21 protein-coding genes are annotated in these 24,238 nt (G+C 65.8%); 8 read left to right on the top strand and 13 right to left on the bottom strand.

Translation table 11 applies throughout. The annotated features are described in order from the left end of the window. Window positions 1–40: 40 nt before the first annotated feature. The 3 genes from J2Z79_RS05955 (at window position 41) to J2Z79_RS05945 (ending at window position 2,543) form a co-directional block, all read left to right on the top strand. Complete coding sequence (locus J2Z79_RS05955) at window positions 41–973, top strand: CPBP family intramembrane glutamic endopeptidase (RefSeq protein ID WP_209465955.1); 933 nt, start codon at window positions 41–43, stop codon at window positions 971–973. Window positions 974–1,112: 139 nt separating this feature from the next. Then, entirely contained in the window at window positions 1,113–1,484 is a 372-nt protein-coding gene (locus tag J2Z79_RS05950; RefSeq protein WP_209465954.1) for a CPBP family intramembrane glutamic endopeptidase, read from the top strand. A 762-nt stretch (window positions 1,485–2,246) separates the two neighbouring features. Further along, window positions 2,247–2,543 (top strand): CPBP family intramembrane glutamic endopeptidase, encoded by a 297-nt coding sequence (locus J2Z79_RS05945; RefSeq protein ID WP_209465953.1) that lies wholly within the window; start codon window positions 2,247–2,249, stop codon window positions 2,541–2,543. 167 nt (window positions 2,544–2,710) lie between these two features. Here the strand turns inward: J2Z79_RS05945 and J2Z79_RS05940 are convergent, their stop codons facing one another. Both J2Z79_RS05940 and J2Z79_RS05935 read right to left on the bottom strand, forming a co-directional pair. Then, window positions 2,711–3,316 carry a hypothetical protein gene (locus tag J2Z79_RS05940; RefSeq protein WP_209465952.1) on the bottom strand — a complete coding sequence of 202 codons (606 nt, stop codon included), beginning with the start codon at window positions 3,314–3,316 and terminating at the stop codon, window positions 2,711–2,713. A 171-nt stretch (window positions 3,317–3,487) separates the two neighbouring features. Beyond that, window positions 3,488–4,261, bottom strand: coding sequence for a hypothetical protein (locus J2Z79_RS05935; RefSeq protein WP_209465951.1), 774 nt, complete (start codon window positions 4,259–4,261; stop codon window positions 3,488–3,490). 529 nt (window positions 4,262–4,790) lie between these two features. On the opposite strand from J2Z79_RS05935, the gene J2Z79_RS05930 reads away from it, so the two are divergent. The 4 genes from J2Z79_RS05930 to J2Z79_RS05915 are packed head-to-tail and all read left to right on the top strand — an operon-like array spanning window position 4,791 to window position 8,702. Continuing rightward, window positions 4,791–5,609 (top strand): hypothetical protein, encoded by an 819-nt coding sequence (locus J2Z79_RS05930; RefSeq protein ID WP_209465950.1) that lies wholly within the window; start codon window positions 4,791–4,793, stop codon window positions 5,607–5,609. After that, the gene (locus J2Z79_RS05925; RefSeq protein ID WP_209465949.1) at window positions 5,602–6,816 is read left to right on the top strand and encodes a hypothetical protein; all 1,215 of its coding nucleotides are present in this window, start codon (window positions 5,602–5,604) and stop codon (window positions 6,814–6,816) included. The genes J2Z79_RS05930 and J2Z79_RS05925 overlap by 8 nt, the downstream gene beginning before the upstream one ends. Beyond that, entirely contained in the window at window positions 6,816–7,370 is a 555-nt protein-coding gene (locus J2Z79_RS05920; RefSeq protein WP_209465948.1) for a DUF4145 domain-containing protein, read from the top strand. Before J2Z79_RS05925 ends, J2Z79_RS05920 begins: the two co-directional genes overlap by 1 nt. A 21-nt stretch (window positions 7,371–7,391) precedes the next feature. Continuing rightward, window positions 7,392–8,702 (top strand): DNA methyltransferase, encoded by a 1,311-nt coding sequence (locus J2Z79_RS05915; RefSeq protein ID WP_209465947.1) that lies wholly within the window; start codon window positions 7,392–7,394, stop codon window positions 8,700–8,702. Between the two features lie 191 nt (window positions 8,703–8,893). Here J2Z79_RS05915 and J2Z79_RS05910 read toward each other — a convergent pair whose 3' ends face one another. From J2Z79_RS05910 to J2Z79_RS05860, 11 genes are all read right to left on the bottom strand, one after another. Further along, the gene (locus J2Z79_RS05910) at window positions 8,894–10,399 is read right to left on the bottom strand and encodes an acyl-CoA synthetase (RefSeq protein WP_209465946.1); all 1,506 of its coding nucleotides are present in this window, start codon (window positions 10,397–10,399) and stop codon (window positions 8,894–8,896) included. Between the two features lie 48 nt (window positions 10,400–10,447). Next, the gene (locus tag J2Z79_RS05905; RefSeq protein ID WP_209465945.1) at window positions 10,448–11,152 is read right to left on the bottom strand and encodes an ABC transporter ATP-binding protein; all 705 of its coding nucleotides are present in this window, start codon (window positions 11,150–11,152) and stop codon (window positions 10,448–10,450) included. After that, window positions 11,145–11,930 carry an ABC transporter ATP-binding protein gene (locus J2Z79_RS05900; RefSeq protein WP_209465944.1) on the bottom strand — a complete coding sequence of 262 codons (786 nt, stop codon included), beginning with the start codon at window positions 11,928–11,930 and terminating at the stop codon, window positions 11,145–11,147. The genes J2Z79_RS05905 and J2Z79_RS05900 overlap by 8 nt, the downstream gene beginning before the upstream one ends. Next, on the bottom strand, window positions 11,931–12,959 hold the full coding sequence (locus J2Z79_RS05895) for a branched-chain amino acid ABC transporter permease (RefSeq protein ID WP_209465943.1): 1,029 nt from the start codon (window positions 12,957–12,959) through the stop codon (window positions 11,931–11,933). Between the two features lie 3 nt (window positions 12,960–12,962). Continuing rightward, window positions 12,963–13,832 (bottom strand): branched-chain amino acid ABC transporter permease, encoded by an 870-nt coding sequence (locus tag J2Z79_RS05890; RefSeq protein ID WP_209465942.1) that lies wholly within the window; start codon window positions 13,830–13,832, stop codon window positions 12,963–12,965. A gap of 118 nt (window positions 13,833–13,950) precedes the next feature. After that, window positions 13,951–15,252, bottom strand: a complete 1,302-nt coding sequence (locus J2Z79_RS05885) for an ABC transporter substrate-binding protein (RefSeq protein WP_209465941.1) — start codon at window positions 15,250–15,252, stop codon at window positions 13,951–13,953. Between the two features lie 72 nt (window positions 15,253–15,324). Beyond that, window positions 15,325–16,503: an acetyl-CoA C-acetyltransferase gene (locus J2Z79_RS05880; protein WP_209465940.1), complete on the bottom strand. Its 1,179-nt coding sequence runs from the start codon at window positions 16,501–16,503 to the stop codon at window positions 15,325–15,327. A 21-nt stretch (window positions 16,504–16,524) separates the two neighbouring features. After that, on the bottom strand, window positions 16,525–17,265 hold the full coding sequence (gene fabG, locus J2Z79_RS05875) for a 3-oxoacyl-ACP reductase FabG (RefSeq protein WP_209465939.1): 741 nt from the start codon (window positions 17,263–17,265) through the stop codon (window positions 16,525–16,527). Between the two features lie 23 nt (window positions 17,266–17,288). After that, window positions 17,289–17,492 carry a hypothetical protein gene (locus J2Z79_RS05870; RefSeq protein ID WP_209465938.1) on the bottom strand — a complete coding sequence of 68 codons (204 nt, stop codon included), beginning with the start codon at window positions 17,490–17,492 and terminating at the stop codon, window positions 17,289–17,291. A gap of 17 nt (window positions 17,493–17,509) precedes the next feature. Further along, window positions 17,510–18,313 (bottom strand): alpha/beta fold hydrolase, encoded by an 804-nt coding sequence (locus J2Z79_RS05865; protein WP_209465937.1) that lies wholly within the window; start codon window positions 18,311–18,313, stop codon window positions 17,510–17,512. A gap of 613 nt (window positions 18,314–18,926) precedes the next feature. Further along, window positions 18,927–19,979, bottom strand: coding sequence for a 3-oxoacyl-ACP synthase (locus J2Z79_RS05860; protein ID WP_209465936.1), 1,053 nt, complete (start codon window positions 19,977–19,979; stop codon window positions 18,927–18,929). 2,217 nt (window positions 19,980–22,196) lie between these two features. Here J2Z79_RS05860 and J2Z79_RS05855 point away from each other — a divergent pair. After that, window positions 22,197–24,152 (top strand): ATP-dependent DNA helicase, encoded by a 1,956-nt coding sequence (locus J2Z79_RS05855; protein ID WP_209465935.1) that lies wholly within the window; start codon window positions 22,197–22,199, stop codon window positions 24,150–24,152. Window positions 24,153–24,238: the final 86 nt, after the last annotated feature.

Below are 24,238 nucleotides of genomic sequence, written 5' to 3'. Positions count from 1 at the left end.
GGTATGGCTGCGGGGTCTTCTCAGCGAGGAGGTGCCCCACATGAGCGATTCGCAAAACCAGATGCCCACTGTCCCGCGGCCCTCGGCGTGGCAGCAGACCCGGCGGGCCCTCGCCCATCCCGCCGCGATCACGTACCTGCTGCTGTGGCTGCTGGCCGCGGCGACGCTGGCGCTGCGCGGCTTCACCGGCCTGCTCCTGCAGATCGCCGTCACGGTGGGCGCGTTGCTGGTCATCACATGGCTCCTGCTGCGCTGGCTCGCGCCGAACCCGCCGGAGGCCGAGGCTTCCCGCCACAGCCGGTGGGCCCTGTCGGTGCAGGTGGTCCTCATCCTCGCATTTGTCCTGCTGACCGGCCTGAGCGCGCTGAGCTTCCACAACGTCGCCCCGGCGGGCTGGGAGCACATCCCGCTCTGGACCCCGCTGGAGCAGGTGCTTGAACTTGCCGGCGGGCTGCTCTTCGGCAACGACAACTGGGTGCGCAACCCCTGCCTGTACATGATCTTCCCCGGCGCCGTGCTGCTGCTCTGCCGCGTCAGGCCGGCGGAGCTGGGGCTGAGGAGGGGCTACCGCTCCTGGGCCGTCGCGGCGCCGTTCCTCCTCGTCGTGGGTGCCCTGGCGGCCGTGAAAGTTGCGATGGGCGATACCCGGGTACTCTACGTGCTCCCGTTCGCCATTCTGGACAACTTCCTGCAGAACGGCTTCATGGAGGAGTTCCTGTTCCGGGGCGCCCTCCAGACCCGGCTCAACCCGCTGATCGGGGAGGGCTGGAGCCTGGTCATCAGCTCCCTGCTCTTCGGTGTGTGGCATCTGGGCGCGACCACGGCGATGCTGGGCGGCGACTACCTCGCGGGCCTGGCCATGTCCATCGCCAGCCAGGGCGCCATCGGCCTGGTGTTTGGGATGATCGCCAACCGCACCCGGAGCCTGATTGCCCCCACGGTGGCGCACATTACCCTCAACCTCCTGGGCTGAGCGTTTCGGGTACCGCGGACCATCCTCGGAGGCTCCCTCCCGGCGATTGGGCAGGAGCCTCCATCGCGCACGCCCACGGATAACCGATTCGACCTTACAGCGTGACAACAGCGAACTGTCTGGGAACAACGGGGGCGCCATGGCGGAGGTGCGGATCGCGCTGGGTGGCATCAGTTTGAGCTACCATCTCCCGCGCGTGCTGGTCTTCGCCCTGAACGGGTTCACGGAGGAGTTTCTGTTCCGCGGGGCCCTGCAGACCCGGCTCGCACTGCTCACTGGTGACGGCTGGGGCTTGGTGCTCACTTCCCTGATCTTCGGCGTCATGCATGTGGGCGCGGCCGCGGCGCTGCTGGGGGGCGACTTCCTTGCCGGAATGGCGCTGTGCGTCGCCAGTCATGCCCCCGCCGGTCTGCTGTTCGGGTTGACTGCCTTGCGCACCCGGAGTCTGATCTCCCCCACCGTGGCGCATATTGCCCTCAATCTGGCATCGGTCGCGTGGCCCGGGGCCTGACGGGCTCCCGGGCCACTCCGATTCTTATGCTGCCATGCTGCGGGGAGGAACGATTTGAGTATACAGTAAGACAACAGTGAACGGTATGAGAACGAAAAGGTGTAGACCTGTGGTCCTAGCGTATGAGGAGGCGCCCCGCATGACCGTGCCGCAGGACTTGGTTTCCCCTGCACCACGGCCCCCGGTATGGCGCGAGATCTGGGCCGGCACCAGGCACCCGGCCGGAGTCACGTTCCTGGCGCTGTGGCTGGCGTCCGCAGCGACGCTGGTGGTGCGCGGCCACACAGGAGTGCTCCCCAGGATTGCCATCGATGTCGACCTGCTGGCTGTCGTCCCTATCCTGCTGCTGCTCTGGCTGACCCTGCACCCTCCGGGGGCTCACGCCCCCCGGCACCGTCGGGCGGCCTTGTGGGGTCAGGTGGCTTTCATCCTCGCTCTCATTCTGCTCCTCGGATTAACCGGCATGAGCCTCCACAGGGTCGCACCGGCGGGTCTGGACGAGATCCCGCTCTGGACCGAGCTGCAGCGGGCCGGCAGGCAGCTGTTCCGGAACCCCGCCTGGCTGCGCAACCCGGTTCTCTACGTCGTCCTGCCCGGGGCCGTGCTCCTGCTCTGCCGCGTCAGGCCAACTGAACTGGGCTTAAGAAGGTGGTACCGCTCCTGGCTCGTCTCGACGCCGTACCTCCTTCTCATAGGGGCTGCGGCAGGTATTCAACTTGCGATGGGCGATACCCGGGTGATCCGAAGGTGGCGCGCACGGTGTTGGATCTCTTCCTGCAGAACGGCTTCTCGGAAGAGTTCCTGTTCCGAGGCGCCCTGCAGACCCGGCTGTCCCAACTGCTCGGTGATGGCTGGGGCCTGGTGCTCGCATCCCTGGTCTTCGGCATCGTTCACCTGGGCCTGAACACTAAGAGTCTGGGGGGCGACTACCTCGCTGGGCTTGCCGCGTCCGTGGTCTTCCAGGCCACCTCCGGCCTGCTCTTCGGGTTGACCTTTATGCGCACCCGGAGCCTGATCGCCCCGACCGAGGTGCATATCGTGCGCAACATGATGTTCTGAATCCTTGTTCAGCGTGCCGTTCACGGTCTGAGGCCGCCCCGAGGCCGCACCCCGCGTGGGCTGCGGTCCGGCGAACAAGGGAGAAACACCTGAGACCTGGCTTCCGTGGCCAGGTCTCGGCTCGCTTCAAGCAGTACGTGTGCTGAGGAGTCGGTCCCTTCAAGTTCCTAGTAGATGTATCCCATCCCGCCGACCGCGACGGTATTCCTCGTCTGGTCGACCAGGACCCCGCCCGAGTACGTGTCCGCATGGCAGCAGAGCTCTTCCTGAACGTAGCGGGTAACAGTGTAGAACCGGACGGTGGCCTCGCCGGGGCCGGTCACCGTCACCTGCGGCAGGAACTCCTCCGGCCGCTCCCCAGCCCACTGCCACCGGGCGGCCTCATCGGGGTCCAGCTCGGTAACGATCTCGTGGGTCGACCAGTGAGCCCCGTGCCAGCAGGCCCCCAGCTCCCGCAGTTCCCGGATGAGCAGGGAGCACTGGAAGTAGGAGAGGGGGGACCCTTCCGGCTCGAGGAACGCCTCGATGTCCTCCCTCGCCCACTCAGGCAACCCGGCGGCCCGCGGCGTCGGGATGATGCCCTGCCGCCAGGCCAGGTCAGGTCTTTCCGGCGGCGGGGGCAGCCGCCGGTCGGCGGGGACTGCGAACACGAAGCCGTTGCCGTCGGGTCCCGTGAGGTACTGGTAGGAGTCCAGGCGGTATCCTTCCTTCAACCTCACCAGGGGGAAGTAGCGAAGCAGTTCCCCCGGGTCGCGGGGCGTTGATCCAGCCATGGAGGTTCATCCTCCCCAGGCGCTGCTCCAGCTTGCTGGCATGTGCCCGGACGGCCCTTAGCTGCTTCAGGAAGGACTCCGGGGCGATGGTGACGGTGCGGAACTCATCCATTTAGACCGCCTCCTCGCAGCGGGCTGTTCACATCTGCGGGGTTCCACGGTCGTGGAGCGCTACAGCTTCCGCCAGAAGTTCCGCACGAGCCCCTCCCTGTAGCCGGCCTCGATCAAGATGTCATCGATGATCCGCCGGAGGGGTTCAAACGCCTCGCGAGTGACCGGTTTGGCCAACATGCGGCGGCAGAGGTTAACAACCTCTGCCCCTCGGGCGTGGCGTTCAACCAGCCACCATGCCTGCCACTTGGGGTAGGGATGCGGCTCCTCCCGGGCCAGCAGGGGTAGAGTCAGGGCGCTCTCGATGGCCTTGCCCAGCATGACCTGGCGGCACAGCTCTTCCCGGGAGTCCTCGATGGTGACCAGGCTGCGGAAGGTCCGGTACCGCGAAGCCACCAGCTGCGGCACGTGCTCCCGGAAGCGCTCCGCAGCCAGCGCGACCCGCGCCGGCAGTTGGGCATCAGGATCCTGCACGACCACGGCATGCTGGTAGATCCACAGCGACTCCGGATCGTCGCCGGCCAGCCGGCGGCGCAGCCAAGTCATCGGGCGGACCTTCTCGTCCACCAGCGGGGTGTGCGCCTCGTCGTGCACCCGAAGTCCCCTCGGCCCGCCGGCCCCTTGGAGCATCGCAGGATAGAGCTCGTCCGGCACGATCATCTCGATGTCGAGGTCGGAACCACATCGGGCCGTGCCGATGGAGAAGCCACCCGTCACCAGAACTTTCGCCACTGGCAGGGCGGGCTTCAGGTGTGGGTACGCGGGTTGCTCAAGCAGGCGGCTTGCGAAGTAGTCGCAAATGAGGCTCCGCACGGTCTCGTGGTCCTGTGACACCGAGGGCACCCCCTGAAGAGTTCGAAGCCCGTCCGCCCCGGCAGGCCCCTGCCATGCGATGGAGTGAAGGTGGCGCGAGTTGCACTGACGCATTGAGTGTTCCGCCAATCATGCGAATGTACCTGCTGGAGCCACCGGCCACCCGATCCATGACAGCTGCCGGGTAGCTGTGCGGTGCAGTGGCGCGGTTCGGCGGTGAGGCGCAACAGAGCGGGACCTCCCCACCGGAGGTCCCGCTTCCCCATACCCTGCTTGAGTTCCCGCTTCAATATCTTCCCCGCTGCGCCTTCGGCAGCTCGGTCCGGAGTTCCACTTGCTTCGGGATCTTGTACCTCGCCAGCAGCCCTCAGCAGTGCTCGATGAGCTCCTCCGCCGTCAGGCTCGCGCCGGGGACATAGTCCCACCGCTAATCGTCGCCAGGATCGCGACCCACAGGCAGGACGGATCACGCAGACAGGAGTTGCAAATGCGTCGCCGAATATATCGAAGGGAAAACGGTTCGTGTGTATTCTAGTATGGGGGTCTAGTCATGAAGAGGCTACCCTTTATCGCCATTCCCTCTAAGACCCTTCCTGATGTCCTGAGCGTTATCGCGGACTTTCCTCCGGGGGAACGTGCCGACACAGTTATACGCGCTCTCGCCGCAAAAACAGGGAACAGCCCCAAGACGACTGAGGAATACCTTCGCTCTCTAAGACGCCTTGGAATACTGGTCGACGACGTGCGTGAAGTCCGCTTCACGCCTAGCGGAACTCGAATCTGGGAAGAGATGCGCGCTGGATCCTGGAGAGCGCTAAAGGAGCATCTGGAAAGCACTCCAGAAGTTCGAGACCTCATGCTGGCCGCATCCAAGATAGTTGGACGAGGAACCCAGCTAGTTCAATCCGAGCACTATTACAAGTTGGTAGCCTCCGTGATGGAGCGCGAACTCGGGTACTCCAAGGTGTCTCCACGTCGAGTGGACAACTACCTGTCGCTGTTCAAGCAATGTGGATTGATCAATGACCAATTCGCCGGGGCTAGGGCGTTCGTGCCAAGCGAGATCAAGGACCATCTGGAACTTGCCCAGCTGCTGAGACTAATCTTTGCCGAGGCTAGGCAAAACAACCCTGTCTTGGAGAAGATACCGTACATTCCCATCGAAGACGTCGAAAGCTTGCTGGTATCTGAGTCTAGGATCACTCCTGATCGTTTGTGGAATTATCTGGTGCGGCTGTGGCAGGAGGACTTCATAGACCTGCTCCAGACGAAACTCTCAATCGCAAATCAACTCGGCATTCGAACGTACTCAGCTGATGGTTTCTTGTTCACCTCGATTGCCCTACGGGATGGTGACAAGGTTGGCTAGTGTGCAGATGCTACCAGTTGATTGGGAGAAGGTAACGGTAGCAAACAATCCATTCATGGGACCAGGTTCAGCTGTCTGTGACCCGTCTTCGCCCAAAGAGGATCTGAACAGGTACGTCAAAGTAGGGATAGTGAAGAATGTAACTAATCTCGTAACGAAATGCATGGCGACTGGGGTAGTCCAGCACTTCTTGTTGCTTGCCCCGTTTGGATACGGCAAGTCACGGTCCTTTGCAGCAGCTATGGCAATCGCGAAAGCTAACAATGCGATGACGTTGTACGTAAAGTTCTCCAACTACCGCACCGAAGAGGCGGTCGATGTAATACTCGGCAACCTCTGTAAGGAGCTGTTCAACCAGGCGTGTGCCATCTCAGGGGAGTCGCCAGTCGTCCTGCGCAAGAAACTGGTGGGAAACGCTGATCCGATGTCGTTGTCTCCTCTCGAGTTTCTTCCCAACTTGTCGAAAGCTCTCGGGAGTAAGTGGCTGTTAGTGTTTCTGGACGAGATCGAGAAAGTGCTTGAAGCCGAGGGCCTATCCATCGATCACAAAATCAACATCCTCAACGTGTTCAAGCACTGGGCTGAGTATGGTAAGGAAGGTTACGTGTTGGGTCTTGCTGGTACAGGATCCGTGCAGCAGTGGCTCACAACTGCTGCCCCTGAGTTCATCGATAGGTTCGAACTTCTCCGGGACGAGGGATTGTCCCCAACTGAGACCGTTCAGTACATCCGGGAGACGTGCGAGAAGGTGCTGGGCCCAGGCAAAGAGATCATCAGTGATTCAGTGGTAACAAGTCTGCATCGAATCGCCCGTGGAATCCCGCGGCTCTTGGAATCAATTGCCCATGAATGTTGGAACTGGGCGGCTGGCACGAAGAAGGTGCTGGATGCTCACCAGTTCCGCCTGATGGTGAGTGAGGTTTACGGGCTCGCCCTCAAAGAGACGTGTCGTGCTCATGAGTTCTCAGATGAGCAGATGGAGATTATCCTCAAGCTCCTTCAGTTCGGCGGGACGGCACGGCTGCGCGACTTGGTCAGTCCTGATGACCTCCAAACATATCGGACACACGGAAAATGGCTGCTCTCTCTGGCCAAGAAGTCCGATTCCAGGGTTGTCGAACGTTCGAAGCGTGGAGTCTACACGATTTCCGATGAGTTCATGATGGAGATTATCCGCCGCAAACTAGCACGGCGAGGTGGAAAGTAGTGAAGGAGCAACCTCTGAAGGCAAAGCCCCCAATCCTTCCTTTTCTCGGGATGGAGAAGGCGCCTGACGGGACCGACGATACGAATCACAAGAGTAAGTTTCGAGACCATGTAGCGGCCAAGGTCCTTAGCATGAAGCCGGTTTTTACTGATGAAGAGATCGATGAGATGTTACAGGGAACTGGAACGTATAGGGATGAACTGGAACAAGCCTTCGAGGTGCTGTACTTGGGTCAAGTTCGCACGGCTGTCTTCCTCGTGGGACGGACCCTCGAGGCGGTAACTCGACAAAGGTTCCGATCTCGAAGGATACCTGGCATGACTGTCAAGGGTAAACAGAAGTTGACGTGGAACGACATATTGGAGACATTAAAAAAGAAGAACATCATAGACAAATCGACGTATGATAGAATGTCTACCGTCAAGTCAGATCGCAATGTAGGAGGACATCCGGCCGCCCCGGAGGCCGTTGAGCAATTGGAGGGCTATGCTCGCCAGACCATAGAGATGGGGATCAAGCTAATTAAGGATATCTTGAACGGCAAGATCCTCTAGTGCGCAGAGGGGGCGCCGTAGTTGACAGATCTCAGGTCGCAACACTCCTACGACTTCTCCTCGTTGACCTGTGATCCTGACTGGTCATTCTCCAGTCTGAGTGCCAAGGAGACGAGTGAGGGAACTCATGCTTATCATAGCTATCCGATGAGATTTGTTCCCCAGCTAGTCAGGAAAGTGCTGCAGCATTATACACCCCCTGGGGCAGTGATCATGGACCCCTTCATGGGCTCTGGCACTACAATCGTTGAGGCAGCCTTGAAGGGGCACGCTGTCATAGGTATTGACGTTAATCCTCTTGCCAAACTCATTACCGATGCCAAAGTCACTCCGATAGATCCAGTGCTACTGTCGCATCGGGTGGACTGCATGTTTGAGAGAGCAGAAAGGATGAAGGGGACCGCGAAGGCACCCTTCGAACCAAGGGCGTCGGAAAGGATTGATTTTTGGTTTCCTCCATCACAGAGAGAGAAGTTAGAAGCCCTCTTGGCTGCGATTCAGGCAGAACGCAACGGTGATGTACGGCGCTTGCTCATGTGTGGTTTCTCCAATATCCTGAAATGCTGTTCGTTATGGTATCCGGGAAGTACAAAACCCGTTAGGTCAGACAAGCGAAGACGGAACCCGGAGGATCCCTTCAAGGCGATGTCGCGTCAGCTACGGATTATGGCAGAGAGGAACGAAGAACTCTTTGAGTACTGGGGCCCCACGTCCGCTATGCGTCGACCGCCGATCAAGACCCTCTGCCGCGACATCCGGCTGATGCGGTTGCCTGCTTCATCGGTTGATTGCGTGATAACCTCACCCCCCTACGTTACTTCCTACGACTACGCTGAGCTGCATCAACTTTCACTGCTATGGCTTGGATATGCTGCGAACCACCAAGATATTCGTCCTTCATTCATGGGCGCAGTTCATGGGCTTCATCCGAGTCAACATCCGACGCGGGAACTGGGGTCCAACCTGGCCGCGAGTATTGTTGATGATCTGCGGGAATCCCCAGCCGAGCCGCATCTGGTGCGCGCCGTGACAAAGTACTATCAAGATATGTGGTTGTTCGTACGCAAGGCCAGAAGAGTGCTGAAGCCTGGAGGAGTTCTAGTACTTGTTATCGGCAACACCGTCTTGCGTGGTGTACTTGTTCGTAATGCTGAAGCTCTTGCTGAGATGGGGGAGAAGCAAGGCCTTCGTCTGACTCAGGTAATAAGGCGGCGCATCCCACTCAAGAGCATTCCGCAAAGACGTGACCCTGTGAGCGGCCGGTTTACGTCTCATCAGGGTGGTACCGCGAACGCATATCCAGAGGAGTATGTGATTGTGATGAATGCATGACCTTGCGGCAACGTACCACTTGGACAGGAAGTACTGAATGCGATCCGAAAGCCCTTCGGGCGCAAGAAGTCGGGTTCAATCTAAGAATCAGAACCAAGTGTGCGCCCGTGGGTCAGTGCACGTAAGGCACGGCATTACGATGTTGAGCCGCAAGCGGGACCTCCCCACCGGAGGTCCCGCTTCCCCATACCCTACTTCAGTTCCCGCTTCAATATCTTCCCCGCTGCGCTCTTCGGCAGTTCCGTCCGGAACTCCACCTGCTTCGGGATCTTGTACTTCGCCAGCAGCCCCCGGCAGTGCTCGATCAGCTCCTCCGCCGTCAGGCTTGCCCCCGGCTTCAGCACCACGAAGGCCTTGCCCACCTCGCCCCACTTCGGGTCCGGGATGCCGACCACGGCGCACTCGGCCACGGCGGGGTGCTGGTAGATGGCGTCCTCCACCTCCAGCGGGAAGACGTTCTCCCCGCCCGAGATGAACATCTCCTTCTTCCGGCCCACGATGTAGTAGAAGCCCTCGGCGTCACGCCGGGCCAGGTCGCCGGTGTGGAGCCAGCCGTCCTGGACCGCCTCCGCCGTTGCCGCCGGGTTCCGCCAGTAGCCCGAGAAGACGTGGCCGCCCCGGATCAGCAGCTCGCCCACCTCGTTGGGGCCGCACTCCTGCCCGCCCTCCGCCACGATGCGCAGTTGCACGTGGGGGAGGGGGAAGCCCACCGAGCCCGGCTTCTCCCACGACCGGTGGTCCGGCATGCCGAAGGTGTTGGGCCCCGCCTCGGTGAGGCCGTAGCCGATCTTGAACAGGCAGCCCTTCGCCCGGTAGGCCAGCTGCACCGGCTCCGGGCAGGCGGCGCCGCCCGAGATCAGGAAGCGCACCCGGCTGAAGTCCGTCTCGGCGAAGCGGGGGTGGTCCATCACCATCTTGAACATCGTCGGCACCATGAAGATGACCGTCAGCCGCTCGTTGGTCACGGCGTCGAGCAGCTCTCCCGGGTCGAAGGGGCCCATCAGGATCGAGCAGGCCCCCAGCTCCACCAGCGGCGTGGTGAAGACGTTCAGGCCGCCCGTGTGGAAGAACGGCGTGAGGATCGGCACCCGGTCGTCCGGCGACATCGTCCAGCCGGAGATGGTGTTCCAGGCGTTCCAGAGCACCGCCCGGTGGCTGAGCACCGCGCCCTTGGAGCGGCCGGTGGTGCCCCCGGTGTAGAGGATCATCCAGGGATCCTCCAGCTGCACCTCCTCAGCGGGCGGGGCGAACTCCGGATACCCGCTCAGATCGATCTCCTCCAGCGCCACCGGCCCCGGCGGCTGCAGCTCGGCCGCGGCCTGCCGGAAGTGGGGGCCGTAGAAGAAGAGCTTCGGGTCGGTGTCGGCCACCAGCGGCCGCAGCTCGGCCACCGTGAGCCGCCAGTTGTAGGGCACGAAGATGGCGCCCAGCTTGCCGCAGGCGAAGAGCAGGTTCAGCATCTCCAGCGAGTTCTGCGCGAGCACGGCCACCCGGTCGCCCCTGCGCACGCCCCGCTGGTGGAGGAAGTGGGCCAGCTGGTTGGCCATGCGGTTCCACTGATCGTACGTGAGACGCAGCGGCTGGCCGCCCGGGTTGCCCAGGCCGGCCCGCTGCGCGCCCGGCATCACCACGAGACCCTCGCGGAAGGGGGTGTGGAGGGCCCGGCGCCCCAGCCAGTCGCCGACTGCATTGATCATGAGAGATTGCCTCCTTCGGGTGGCACGGGATTGCGACGTGGTCGGGCCTTACCCTCCCAGGTACGCCCGCTTCACGTCGGGATTCTGCCGCAGCTCCCCGGCCGGGCCGGAGAGGACCAGCCGGCCGGTCTCCAGGATGTAGGCGTGGTGCGCCACCTGCAGGGCCAGGTTGGCGTTCTGCTCCACCAGCAGCACCGACATGCCCTCGGCGTTCACCTGGCGGATGGTGGCGAAGATCTCCCGCACCACCAGCGGCGCCAGGCCCAGCGAGGGTTCGTCCAGGAGGAGCAGCCGCGGCCGGGCCATCAGGGCGCGGCCGATGGCCAGCATCTGCTGCTCGCCGCCCGAGAGCGTGCCCGCCTCCTGCCCGTAGCGCTCCCTGAGCCGGGGGAAAAGGGAGAGCACCCACTCCAGGTCCCGCCGCACGCCCGCGGCGTCCCTCCGGCTGTAGGCGCCCATGCGCAGGTTCTCCGCCACGGTGAGCTGGGTGAAGACCTGCCGCCCCTCCGGCGCCATCGAGATCCCCAGCGGCACGATGGCCTCCGCGGGCCTGCGGGTGAGGTCGTGCCCGTCAAAGGTGACCGCACCGGCGGTGGGGCGGAGCAGGCCGGTCACCACCTTGAGGGTGGAGGACTTGCCGGCGCCGTTGGCCCCCAGCAGGGCGACGATCTTGCCGTCGGGCACCTCCAGGGAGAGGTCGGTGAGGGCGCGGATCCTGCCGTATGCGGCGCTGACGTGTTCCAGCCTAAGCATGGGCCGCATCCTCCTCCTCGCCCAGGTAGGCCCTGATGACCGCCGGGTTGGACTGCACCTCGGCCGGCGTGCCCTCGGCGATCTTCCGGCCGAAGTCCATCACCGTGATCCGCTCGCAGATCCGCATCACCAGGCTCATGTCGTGCTCCACCAGCAGCACGGTGGCCCGGTAGCGGTCGCGCACCTGCCGGATCAGCTCGGCCAGCTCCTGCGTCTCTTGCGGGTTCATGCCCGCGGCGGGCTCGTCCAGTAGGATCAGCTTCGGCTGCGCGACCAGCGCCCGGCCGAACTCCACCCGCTTCTGGATGCCGTAGGGCAGCGAGTGCGGGTAGGCGTCCTTGTATGTGGCGATGCCCAGGAACTCCAGCACCTCCAGCGCCCGCGCCTCGGCCTCCTGCTCCTGCCGGCGGACGGAGGGCAGCAGGCTCCCCAGGGCCGAGGCCACCAGGCCGTAGCGGAAGCGGCTGTGCTGGCCGACCAGGAGGTTGCCCAGCACCGTGAGGCCGCGGAAGAGCTCCACGTTCTGGAAGGTGCGGGCGATGCCGTGGTGGATCACGTCGTGGGGGGCCATGCAAAGCAGGTCCTTGCCCTGGAACGAGAGGCTGCCGGCCGTCGGCTCGTAGAAGCGGCTGATCAGGTTGAAGACGGTGGACTTGCCGGCGCCGTTGGGTCCGATGAGGCCGTGGATGGCGCCCTCCTCCACCGCGAGGTCCAGCCCGTCCACGGCGACGATGCCGCCGAAGCGCATCGTCACCTGCTTCAGCTCCAGGATGGCCACCTACTTCACCCCCCTGGCTGCGGCGGGGCGCTGACGTCCGGCCCACCAGTGCTGCAGCCTGTACCAGAGCTCCACGAGGCCCCTGGGCAGGTAGAGCACGACGAGGACCAGGATGACGCCCGTCAGCACCTGGTTCAGGTTCTTGAAGACGTTCATCAGGAACGGGGAGTGGTCAAAGGCCCCCGGGCGCTGCAGCGCCAGGGAGATCTTCTCCACCACCTTGGGCAGCAGGCTCATGAAGAGGGCGCCGACGATGGATCCGGGCACCGAGGCCAGGCCGCCCAGCACGATGATGGTGAAGAGCTCCATCGACATGGCCAGGTTGAAGTCGTGCGGGGCGATGTAGTTCATCATGTGGGCCCAGAGGCTGCCGCCGATGCCGGCGTAGAAGGCCGACAGGGCGAAGGCCATCGTCTTGTATCGCGCCAGGCTGATGCCCATCGCCTGCGCCGCGACGCTGCTGTCCCGGAGGGCGATGAAGGCCCGCCCCGTGCGCCGCTTGGCGATGTTCAGGGCCGCCCAGGTGAGGATCGCCAGGGCGATGAGGATCAGGTAGTAGTAGGGCCGGTCCTCCTTGAACCAGAGGCCGTAGAGGTAGGGGGCTGCGGGCTTCACGCCGGTCCACCCGCCGGAGAGCCACTTCCAGATGTTGAGAATCTGGGGCACCGCCACGCCGAAGCCCAGCGTGGCGATGGCCAGGTAGTGGCCCTGCAGCCGGAGCGCCGGGAAGCCGAGGGCGTAGCCCAGCGCGGCGGTGATCAGCCCCGCCAGCGGCAGGGCGCCCCAGAAGGGGATGCCGAGCTTGGCGGTCAGCCCGTAGCTGCTGAAGGCGCCGATGGCGATGAACGCCGCATGGCCGATGGAGATCTGCCCGGCGAACCCCGTGAGCAGGTTGAGGCCGATGGCCACGATCCCCAGGATCAGGGCCCGGTTGATCAGGAGCACCAGCCACGACCACTCGGCCGGCAGGGCGTAGGGTAGCACCAGCAGCGCCGCGATCCCGAGGAGCAGAGCCAGCTTCCTTGCCATGTGCTACACCTTCTTTCGCTGGACGGTCCCCATCAGGCCGGCGGGCCTCACCACCAGCACCAGCACGATGAGGGCAAACGCAAACGGGGTCTTCAGCTGCGGGACGAACTGGCCGACGATGTTCTCCAGCACGCCGAGCGTGAGGCCGCCCACCACCGCCCCGGGGAGCGAGGTGAAGCCGCCCAGCACCGCGGCGGTGAAGGCCTTGATCTGCATGTCGGCCATCATGTTGATGTCCAGGTTGGTGACCGGGGCGATGAGGATGCCGGCGGTCGCGGCCAGGATGCCGCCCAGGCCCCAGGTGAGCGAGAGGATGCGGTCGGTGGCGATGCCCATCAGCCGGGCCGCCACCCGGTTCTCCGCCACCGCCCGCATGGCGATGCCCAGCTTGGTGAACTTGAAGAGCACGAAGAAGCCGGCCATCACGGCGAGGCTGACGACGAGGTTGACCAGGTCGGGCAGGGTGATGATGAGGCTCCCCAGGCTGATGGGGCTGCCGCTCACTGCGGTCGGGAAGGGCTTGGCCTGGTAGCCCCAGATCCAGCCGGCCACGCCGTTGATGATCTGCATCAGGCCCAGCGTGGCGATCAGCACGCTGATCAGGGGCGCCTGGGCCAGCGGCCGGAGCACAGCGCGCTCGATGGCCGCGCCCATCAGGAAGGCGAAGGCCAGCGCCAGCACGAAGGCGCCCCAGTACGGGAGGCCGCCGGCCTTCAGCAGGGTGAACATGATGAACGTGCCGAACATGGCCATCTCGCCCTGGGCGAAGTTGACCACGTCGGAGGTCTTGAAGATCAGCACCAGTCCCAGGGCGGCCAGGGCGTAGAGGGAGCCCGTGGCCAGGCCGCTGATGATCTGCTGGGCGAGAATCACGCAATCGCCCTCCTACGGTGGGGGGGAGAGGGGGGGAGACCCGTGGCGCCCCGCGGCCGGCGGGGGATCCGCCACGCCGCTCCCCCCGGTTTCGTGCGTTGCTTCAGCGAGGCCGCGCCTACCGGAGCTTGTACGGCTCCTTGTTCACCTGGATCATGACGATGTTGCCGTCCTGCTCCACCACCTTGTTCAGGTAGAAGGCCTTGACGCCCGCCCGCTCGCCGGGGCCGTAGGTCAGGTTGCGGGCCATGATGCCGCTCCAGTCCTTCAGGCCCTCCAGCGCTTGGATGAAGCTCTCGTAGGTCAGGTCGCGGCCGGCGTCCTCGAGGCCCTTGACCAGCAGCTCAGCGGCGATGAAGCCGGCGGTGCCGTAGGCGTCAGGCAGCTCGCCGTTGTTGTACTTGGCGTAGATCTCGAAGAACTGCTTGATGTTGGGGTCCTCCGGGTCGGCCACCGGCACCCAGCCGCCGGCGTAGAGGCCGACCGCCGCCTCGCCGGCCAGCGCCGGCACGTTCACCGGGTCGGCGTTGACGTAGGAGGTGATGGGCACGGCGGCCACGCCCTGCTTGTGCATCTCCTTGACGATGCCGATGGTCTCGGCCAGCGTGGTCATGATCACCACGCCCTCGGCGCCCTTCTGCTTCAGGTTGAGCACCGGCGTGGTGAAGTCGACCGACTTGGCGTCGTGCGGGGCGTCGTAGACCAGCTCGGCGCCCAGCTCGCCGATGTAGTCCTTCACGCCCTTGAGCCCCTGCTCACCCATGTCGCTGTTCTGCCAGAGCACGGCGATCTTCTTGAGGCCGAGCTCGTCCACCAGGTACTGGGTGAGGATCCTGGCCTCGTCGTAGTTATTGGGCTGGACGGCGAAGATGTTCTCCTGGGGCGGGTGGGCGGTCTGCTCCACGCCGGTCATCGGGTAGATGACGGGGATCCGCTTCTCCACGAAGTAGTCGTAGCTGGCCATGTAGCCGGCGGTGCCCAGGATCGGCGCCAGGGCGAAGACCTTGTCGGACTCGACCAGCTGCTTGGCGGCCGTCAGCGCCTTGGCGCCGTCGAACTGGTCGTCAGCGATCTGCACGATGTCGATCGTGCGGCCGTGCACGCCGCCCTGGTCGTTCACGTGCTTGATGTAGGCCTCGAAGCCCTTGCGCACCGAGATGCCGATGGGGGCCACGGGGCCGGACTGGGCAGCGAAGCCGCCCACCTTGACCGTGGTGTCGGTGACGCCCTGGGCCTCACGCCTGGGCGCCTCAGGCTGGGCCGTGGACTGCCCGGACGACTGCCCCGGGGACGGGCTCGTGGTCTGGCCGGACTGGCTCGAGGTCTGCCCCGGCGACTCGGCCTCGGGCGGGGCGGAGCAGCCTGCGATCAGGGCGAGGGACAGGGTGCAGGCGAGGAGCGCAGCAAACCAACGTCTCACTTCTTCTTCCCCCTCATGCGGAATGTGCGTGGATTCGCGCGGGTGTTGGACCTGTTGCGGAAGGCGGGCGGCTCAGGCCCGCTCGACCACCATGGCGATGCCCTGGCCGCCGCCGATGCAGAGGGTGGCGAGGCCGTAGCGGCTCTGCCGCCGCCGCATCTCGTAGAGCAGCGTGACCAGGATGCGGGCGCCGGAGGCGCCTACCGGATGGCCCAGGGCGATGGCGCCGCCGCTCACGTTGACCCGGCTCATGTCCAGCTCCAGCCCGCGGGCGACGGCCAGCGCCTGGGCGGCGAAGGCCTCGTTGGCCTCGATCAGGTCGATCTGGTCGATCGTGAGCCCGGCCCGGGCCAGGGCCTTGCGGCTGGCCGGGATGGGGCCCGTGCCCATGATCCGGGGCTCCACGCCGGCGGAGGCGTAGCTGCGGATGACCGCCAGCGGCTTGATCCCCAGCGCGGCCGCCCGCTCGGCGCCCATCACCACCACCGCCGCGGCGCCGTCGTTGATGCCGGAGGCGTTGCCGGCCGTCACCGTGCCGCCCTCCTTGAAGGCCGGGCGCAGCTTGGCCAGCGCCTCCACCGTGGTGCCGAAGCGCGGGTGCTCGTCGGTGTCGACCACCGTGTCGCCCTTGCGCCCCCGGACGGTGACCGGGACGATCTCGTCCTTGAACCGGCCGGCCTTGATGGCCGCCTCGGCCTTCTGCTGGGAGGCGGCGGCGAACTCGTCCTGCTCCTGCCGGCTGATGCCGAACTGCTCGGCGATGTTCTCGGCGGTGATGCCCATGTGGACCCGCTCCGTGGCGCAGGTGAGGGCGTCCAGGATCATTGAGTCCACCAGCTGGCCATGGCCCATCCGGTAGCCGAACCGGGCCGAGGGCACCAGGTAGGGGGCGCCGGACATCGACTCCTGGCCGCCGGCCACCACCACGTCGGCGTCGCCGACCATGACCGCCTGGGCGGCCAGCGCCACCGCCTTGAGGCCGGAGCCGCAGACCTTGTTCACGCCGGTGACCGGCACCGTGTACGGCACGCCGGCCTTCAGGCTGGCGATGCGGGCCGGGTGCTGCCCCTCGCCCGCCTCGAGCACCTGGCCGATGATGACCTCGTCCACCTGGTCGCCGGTGAGCCCGGCCCGCTTCAGGGCCTCGGCGATGACCACCGCGCCCAGGTCGTGGGACTTCAGGCTGGAAAGCGCGCCGCCGAAGGTGCCGATGGGGGTGCGCACCGCCGCTGCGATGACCGCTTCACGCATGGGTTTCTCCCTCCCCGGGGGTTACATCCAGACGCCGCCGTTGCAGTCGATCACCGCACCGGTCATGTAGTGGGCCCGGGGCGAGGCCAGGACGCCCGCCCAGTAGGCGATGTCCTCCGGCTTGGCCCAGTAGCCGCACGGGATGGTGGCGGTGATCTTCGCCCGCTGCTCCTCGGGGTAGCCCATCATCATGTCGGTCATGATGTAGCCGGGCGCCAGGGCGTTGACCGTGACGCCGTGGCGGGCCATCTCGACCGCGACCTCCTTGGTCAGCCCGATGACGCCGGCCTTGGAGGCGGCGTAGTACGGCGTGCCGAAGACGCCGGTGCGGCCCACGTAGGAGGCGATGTTGATCACCCGGCCCCAGCGCCGCTCCCGCATGGCGGGGGTGAAGGCCCGGGTGCAGAGGAAGACCCCGGTGAGGTTCACGTCGATCACGAAGTCCCAGTCGGCCTTGCGGGACTTCTTCATGGTGCCGTCGCGGTTGACGCCGGCGTTGTTGACCAGGATGTCGACCTGACCCACCTCGGCGGCCATGCGGCTGACCTGCTCCTCGTCGTTGACGAAGGCCGGGTAGAAGCGGGCCTTCACGCCCAGGGCCTCCGCCGCCGCCACCGTCTCCGCCGCGACCCCGGCCATGTCCGGGATGTCGTTGATGATCACGTCCGCGCCCCTGGATGCCAGCTCCAGTGCGATGGCCCGCCCCAGGCCGCGGGCTGCCCCGGTGACCAGGGCGACCTTGCCGGTGAGTTCCCGTTCCATTTCCAGCAACACCTCTGCTCTCGTTACTCGCTCTCCGCCTTGCGCGGAAGCTGTAGGCAGTGCTCCATGAAGGCCATGGCGTCCTCCAGCCGGAGGCAGCGCATTTCCTGCCCGGTCTGCACGTGGCGCACGAGCACCCGGAGGGGGGGCCCGTTCGGGCCCGGACGTGTCCCCTCCACCCGCAGGAGGCGAACCACGAAGGAAGCGATCAGCGGCTGTTCGGTCACGATGCTCTGCCTCCCGGTCACGCCGGCAGCGCCTGGCGCAGGAAGTCCACGGCGGTGCGGGCGAAGCTGTCCACCTGCTCCAGGAACATGCAGTGGCCGGCCTGCCGCAGCACGGCGATCCGGCTGTGCGGGATGCGCTTCTGCAGCGCCTCGCTGTAGCTGAGCGGGGTGAGCACGTCCTCGTCGCCGGTCATCAGGAGCGTGGGGCAGGTGATCCGGTGCGCCTCACCCATCACGTCGTGCTCCATCGCGCCCCGGATGAGGTGGAGCACGGCGTGGGCGGGCAGGGCGGTGCCCTTCTCCCGCCAGGGCTTCAGCGCCTCGTAGTGGGCGTTGAGGAAGGAGGCTCCCCAGATCCAGGCGACGGAGACGTCGAAGCGCAGGGGCCCGCCGCCGGCCTCCATGGCCCGGAGCCAGGAGTTCAACTTCACCTGCATCGCCGTGTCGGCGACGCCGTAGCCGTTGGCCAGCACCAGGGCGGAGACCCGCTCGGGCCAGCGGGCGGCGAAGCTGAGGGCCACGCAGGCGCCGCTGGAGACGCCCAGGAGGGCGACCCGCTCGAGGCCCAGCCCGTCCAGCAGCCCCTTCAGGTCGTCGGCGTGCAGCGCCGGGGTGTAGGGCCCCTCGTCCGGCTTCGCGCTGCCCCCCTGCCCCCGGCAGTCGTAGGTGAGCACGCGGAAGTGCGGGGTGAGGTGGGGCAGGTGGCCGTTCCAGCTGCTCAGGTCGGTCAGCAGGCCGTTGATGAGGACCAGGACGGGTCCGTCCTCCCGGCCCTGCCACTGGTAGTGGAGCGAAATGCCGTTGGCACGGATCTCAGGCATCGGGTTCACCTCGCGATCGCGGGCCGCTGCGGCCCTCGTCTGGTTCGTGCGGTGACGCGGGCTGGTCGCCGGGCGCTGCGGACTTGTGGCCCGGCTGAGCGCCACGGGTCGCTCACCCGGCCCTGCGGCCTTGGAGCCTGGCTGAGCGCCACGGGTCGCTCACGGGGCGCTGCGGCCTTGTAGCCAAGCTGAGCGCCACGGGTCGCTCACCCTGCGCTGGGGCCTTGCAGCTTGGCTGAGCGCCACTGGTCGCTCACCCGGCGCTGCGGCCTTGTAGCCTGGCTGAGCGCCACGGGTCGCTCACCCGGCGCTGCGGCCTTGTAGCCTGGCTGAGCGCCACGGGTCGCTCACCCGGCGCTGCCGCCTTGTAGCCCGGATGAGCGCCACGGGTCGCTCACGCGGCGCTGCGGCCTTGTACCAAGCTGAGCGCCACGGGTCGCTCACCCGGCGCTGCGGCCTTGTAGCCTGGCTGAGCGCCACGGGTCGCTCACCCGGCGCAGCCGCCTTGTAGCCCGGATGAGCGCTACGGGTCGCTCACGCGGCGCTGCGGCCTCGTATCCCGGCTGTGCGCCACGGACCGGTGCGGTCTTCATCCAGGCGGCTCAACCGCCGTTCACCCGGCACTGTGATCGTTCGCCTGACGGGCTCCCACAGGCCCCCACTCAATGGCGGTGGCGCCCCAGGCATAGCCGATGCCCGCGCTGACGCCCACCACCAGGTCGCCGTCCTTGATCAGCCCCCGCTCCAGGGCCAGGTGGATGGAGAGGATCTGGTCGATCTGGCCGATGTGGCCGTACTCCTCCAGGTAGATGGCCCGCTCGACGGGGATGCCCAGCTCGCGGATCAGGCCCTCGTGGGCCGAGCGCTTCATGTGGAGGATCGCCAAGTAGTCGATGTCCCGGGTCGTGTAGCCGCCCCGGGCGCAGGCCCGGGAGACCACGTCGACCCACCGCTGCGTCGACACGGCGTTGAGCCGGGACTTCATGCCGTCCACGTCGAACACGTCCAGCTGGTAGAGGGAATCGTCGTGGTTGTGCAGGCCGGCCAGGGTACCGCCGCCCCGCACGCCGACCGTCTCGGAGAGCGAGCCGTCCACGATGATGTCCGAGCCCAGCACCCGGTTGCGGCCGTAGTTCTTCTTGAGCAGCATGGCGCCGCCGCCGGCCCCGAGGTTGTACATGAAGGAGACCCGGGGGTTGGCGTAGTTGATGTAGTCCACGTTGCGGTAGCCGCCGGCCAGCAGCACGGTGTTGACGCCCTCGTCGCTCAGCATCAGGGCCTGGGCGAGCTTCATGCCCAACACCCAGGTGCCGCACCGCAGCTGCGTATCGAAGGCCCAGGCGCGGGTGGCGCCCACGGCGTGGGCCGTCTTGATGCCGGCCGTCCAGAGGAGGTACTCCTTGTACTCCTCGCCGATGTAGATCACCAGGTCGATGCTCTCCGGGTCGATGCCGGCCCGTTCGATGCACTGCTGTGCAGCCCGGATGCCCATGGCGGCCGTGCCGTCGTCCGGGCCGGGCAGGGGCTTGCGCAGGATCCCCATCTTGCGCTTCACCACGTCCAGCGGCACCCCCGACCGGGCTGCGATCTCCTCTGCGGTCATGAAGCGATCCGGGATGTAGATGCCGGTGCTGACCACACCGACGTGGGGTTGAGTCTTGGTCATGGGCTGCACCTCACAGCGAGCGCGTGTTGTGGGTTGGGCAGCGTGTTGCTGTTGGTTCCAACCTAGAGGGCGTGAGTAACCGTGCTGTCACACGGGAGTTACCAAAACGAACGAGGACCCGCTCGTCCGGATGGAGGAGCAGGTCCTCGTTCGCGCGTTGGAGATCAGCGGATGGGAACGCGGCACCGGTAATTTTCCTGCCGGGTGTACACCCGCGTTCCGGCGCCGGCGTCGGTCCCGTCTTCCCGAGCCAGGTCGATCCGCTCATAGCCCGCTTCCTGAAGGATGAAGCCGGTCGCGTCCGTTCCGTCCACGGGGACCGGGTTTCACGGTGGCCCTGGGCCGCGCCGCTCACCAAGTGAAAGCCGGTGAGCCACCGCGGGTGCGACGGTGGCTCATCCGTTTTCAGTTGCGGGTCCGGTTGTGGGCGGGAACGGAGGGAGACATACCTGGAGGGGTATCTTTCGGTCTGTGCAAGAAGGCGTATGGACGAGGTCTCCGGTGCCGGCGACCGACCAGGCGCTACAGGTCGGTGATCTGTGAGACATCAAGTGAAAGGGGATGAGCCACACCGGATGAGACGGTGGCTCATCCGCTTTCAGTTGTGGTCGCCTCCTGGCCAGAAACGGCGGTAGTTGATACCCTGCGGGGTATCACCCGGTCGGGTCAAGAAGGCGTATCGACGAGGCCGCTGGTGCAGGCGAGCAACCAGGCGCCACAGGTCGGTGTTCCTTAAGACATGAAGTGAAAGCGGGTGAGCCAGGGCGGGCGCGACGGTGGCTCATCCGTTTTCAGTTGCGGTCCGGAACTCGGCGGCAGCAGCGGCGCAGGCCCCAGTGCACTGTTCGATCACAGGTCGGCGAACTAGCGGCTGGCGGTTCGGCAATGACATGCCCCGGCCTCCCGGGTGCAGAACGCGACGAACTGCCCGAGCCCCGACCCCATGTCCCGGTTGCAGATGGGAGCACCGACCAACCGGGTGCTCCTCGTGCATGTTCTCCAACTCAGATCCCGAAAAACCCCACCATCCGCTCCGGCGCCTCCACCGGGGCGGAGTGGCGGAGCAGGTGCAGGGTCGGCGAGCAGGGGTAACCGTGTTGTAGACACGTGGATGGTAACGCTGTGAGCCACGGTGGCGGAGGGGGTGGCTCATCGGGTTACCCTTGCAGCCGGGTGGATGACGGCCAGAGCAGAGTCGGTTATGGCGAGGTAGTTGAACGGTGAACGGCAAGGAAATGAGCCACGCCGGGCAAAGGGGGTGGCTCAATTCCTTGCCATTGCAGCCGGGCTGGAGGCCACCACCGTGTCGTTGGATACCGGTCGGGGTAGCTGAACAGGCTGACAGGCCCCTTTGAGGTCGGTCGGGAGGGAGGTCTGAAGGCGTAGGGGAGGTAGTTGAAAGGTGAACGGCAAGGATTTGAGCCACGCTGGGTGAAGGGGGTGGCTCAATTCCTTGCCATTGCAGCCGGGCTGGAGGCCACAACCGTGTTGTTGGATACCCGACGGGGTAACTGAACAGGCTGACAGGCCCCTTTAAGGCGGGTCGCGAGGGCGGGCAGAAAGCGACAGGGAGGTAGTTGAACGGTGAACGGCAAGGATTTGAGCCACGCTGGGTGGAGGGGGTGGCTCAAATCCTTGCCATTGCAGCCGGGCTGGAGGCCACAACCGTGTTGTTGGATACCCGACGGGGTAGCTGAAAAGGCTGACAGGCCCCCTTGAGGCCGGTCGGGAGGCCGGGCTGAAGGCGACGGGGAGGTAGTTGAAACGTGAACGGCAAGGAGATGAGCCACGCTGGGTGAAGGGGCAGGCTCATTTCCTTACCAATACGGGGGGCTGATCTCCTGATCGTTGCGGTCGGGCCGGAGGCCCCAACCTAAGCTTTGGATACCCTGCGGGGTAGTTGAACAGAGACTGTGTGGCCCCTGGAGGAGAACCCGGGGGGACGGGCTGGAAGGGATCGTGAGGAAGACGAAGAGCACCCCTCAGGGTGCTCCGCTCTCGTATTGCTCGCCCATGCCGCCGATCCCCACGCTGAGATAACCGGCCACTGGACGACAACGGCCCGGTCACCTCCGCCGGGGTGGTGAGGCAGTAACTCGACCTCTCGCTCCACCAACATTATACCACGAAACTGCAGAAATTACGAGACTGGAGGGCCGCAGAGGGGGAATGTACACTGGGCAGGCTGGCACACTCTCGGACGAGGAGGGACCCCCTTTGCGGCTCAGCTGGACCAACCTCCCCTTCAAGGCGCGCAACCGGGCGGAGTTCAGCCAGGGGCTTACCAACTGGCTGGGCCAGGTCTTCTACGAGCAACTGCCCGGGCACGGTTACGAGGTGCGCGAAGAGCAGATCTACACCGCCTTCCGCATGGCCAGGGCGCTCGCAGAGGGGCAGCCCCTGTTTGCCGAGGCCGGTTCGGGGACCGGCAAGACCTTCGCCTACCTGCTGCCCGCCGTCTGCTACGCACGGTTCCAGGGCAGACCGGTCGTGGTGGCCACCTCCTCGAAGGTCCTCCAGGCACAGTTGATCGGTCCGCAGGGGGACATCCAGGCGCTCTCCCGGCTGCTGGGGCTGGGAATCGACGCCCGACTCGCCACCGAACCCGGGGAGTACGTCTGCCGGCGCAAGGCGGACGCCCTGTTCCTCCACCGCCCCAAGGGCTGGAAGGCGCTGCACAGCTGGGCCCGCAAGACGAAGACCGGCGCCCGGTCGGAGGTGCCCCGCACGCCCGACGAGCTCTGGGACCAGGTGAGCTGGGACCCCTCTCTTCCCTGCGACGCCTGCCGCATGCGGGCCACCTGCCACGTGTCAGCCGCCCGCCAGCGCTGCCGGGCGGCGACCGACCTGATCGTGACGGACCACCGGCTCTTCGCAGCCGACCTGCTCACCCGGGCCGAGCGGCTGGCCACCGGTCATCTGCCGCTGCTCCCCGCGTACTCGGCGGTGGTGCTGGACGAGGCCCACCACTGGCCCGAGACTTGGCAGCGGGCCCAGGGCCACGTGGTGAGCCGCAGGCGGCTGGCCCAGACCCTCGACCTGATCGCCGGCTACGCCAGGAAGCGCGCCCGGGGCTCGTCGCTGCAGCGCCGCTACGAGCGGCTGGCGGACGTGGTGGTCGCACAGGTCCGCGAGGCGGGACGGCGGCTCCTGGACAGCGTTGCGGCCGCGGTCGGACCGGAGGAGGGGAAGCGCACCATCCCCCGCGCGGGATCGGTGATGGAGGCGGTGGACGGCCTCGTGACGGCGGTGGAGCAGCTGCAGGACGAGCTGGCCACCGAGGAGACGATGAACGAGGGACTGGAGAGCGAGGTGACGATTCGGGCGTACCAGGCCTGGCTCGACGACCTGCTCGCAGCGCTGTCGATGCTCAGGGAACCCGACTCCTTGCCATGGCTGGAGGGAGAGGACATGTGGGTGGTGCCCCGCCGCCCCCTCCCGCTGTACGGCGAGCAGACCCTTTCCACCGGGACGCCGGTCCTCTTCTCCTCGGCGACGCTGGAGCCGGCCTACATGGCCCGTGTGCTGCAGATCAACCGGTACGGGACTTCCCGGGTGGGCGTACCGTTCAACCTGGCGGAGCAGGTGCTGGTCTACCGCCCGGCGGAGGAGGCCGATGACGTCGCCGAGACCGTGAAGATCATCGAGGCCATGCGGGGACGGGCGCTGGTGCTCCTGAACAGCCGGGCAGACCTGGAGCGGTACCGCCGGTCGCTGACCTCGGCCGGACTCCCCTGGCGGATCCTCTTCGAGGGCGACGGCGAGCGGGGCGCCATGCTGACGCAGTTCCGGAAGGACGCGTCCTCGGTCCTGGTGGGGGTGACCTTCTGGGAGGGCGTTGACGTCCCCGGCGAGTCGCTCTCCTGCGTGGTCATTCCCCGCCTGCCCTTCCCGGCCCATGACCCGCTGATCCGGGAGCGGCGGGAGCAGGCACAGGCGCGGGGCGAGGATCCCTTCCTGGCGGTCGACCTTCCGGAGATGCTCATCAGGCTGAAGCAGGGGGCCGGGCGCCTGATCCGCACCGCGCAGGACCGGGGCGTGCTGGCCCTGCTCGACCTCTCTTACCTGCGGCACCCCTGGCGGGATCTTGTAGCAGACGCCCTGCCGGAGGGGGCGGAAGTCACCGCGGACCTCCAGCGGATCGCGGCGTTCTGCCGGGATGGGCGGCGATGAGCGGGCCGGCTCCTGGTGAGGCGCCGCACCATCAGCCATGCACCCGTCGTCATGAAGCGAGGAGCACCCACGCCGGGGTGCTCCTC

The organism is Symbiobacterium terraclitae, from assembly GCF_017874315.1.
Taxonomy (GTDB): Bacteria; Bacillota; Sulfobacillia; order Symbiobacteriales; family Symbiobacteriaceae; genus Symbiobacterium; species Symbiobacterium terraclitae.
Note: the sequence above shows the minus strand (reverse complement) of the source record. Positions and strands in the feature narration are given on the sequence as shown.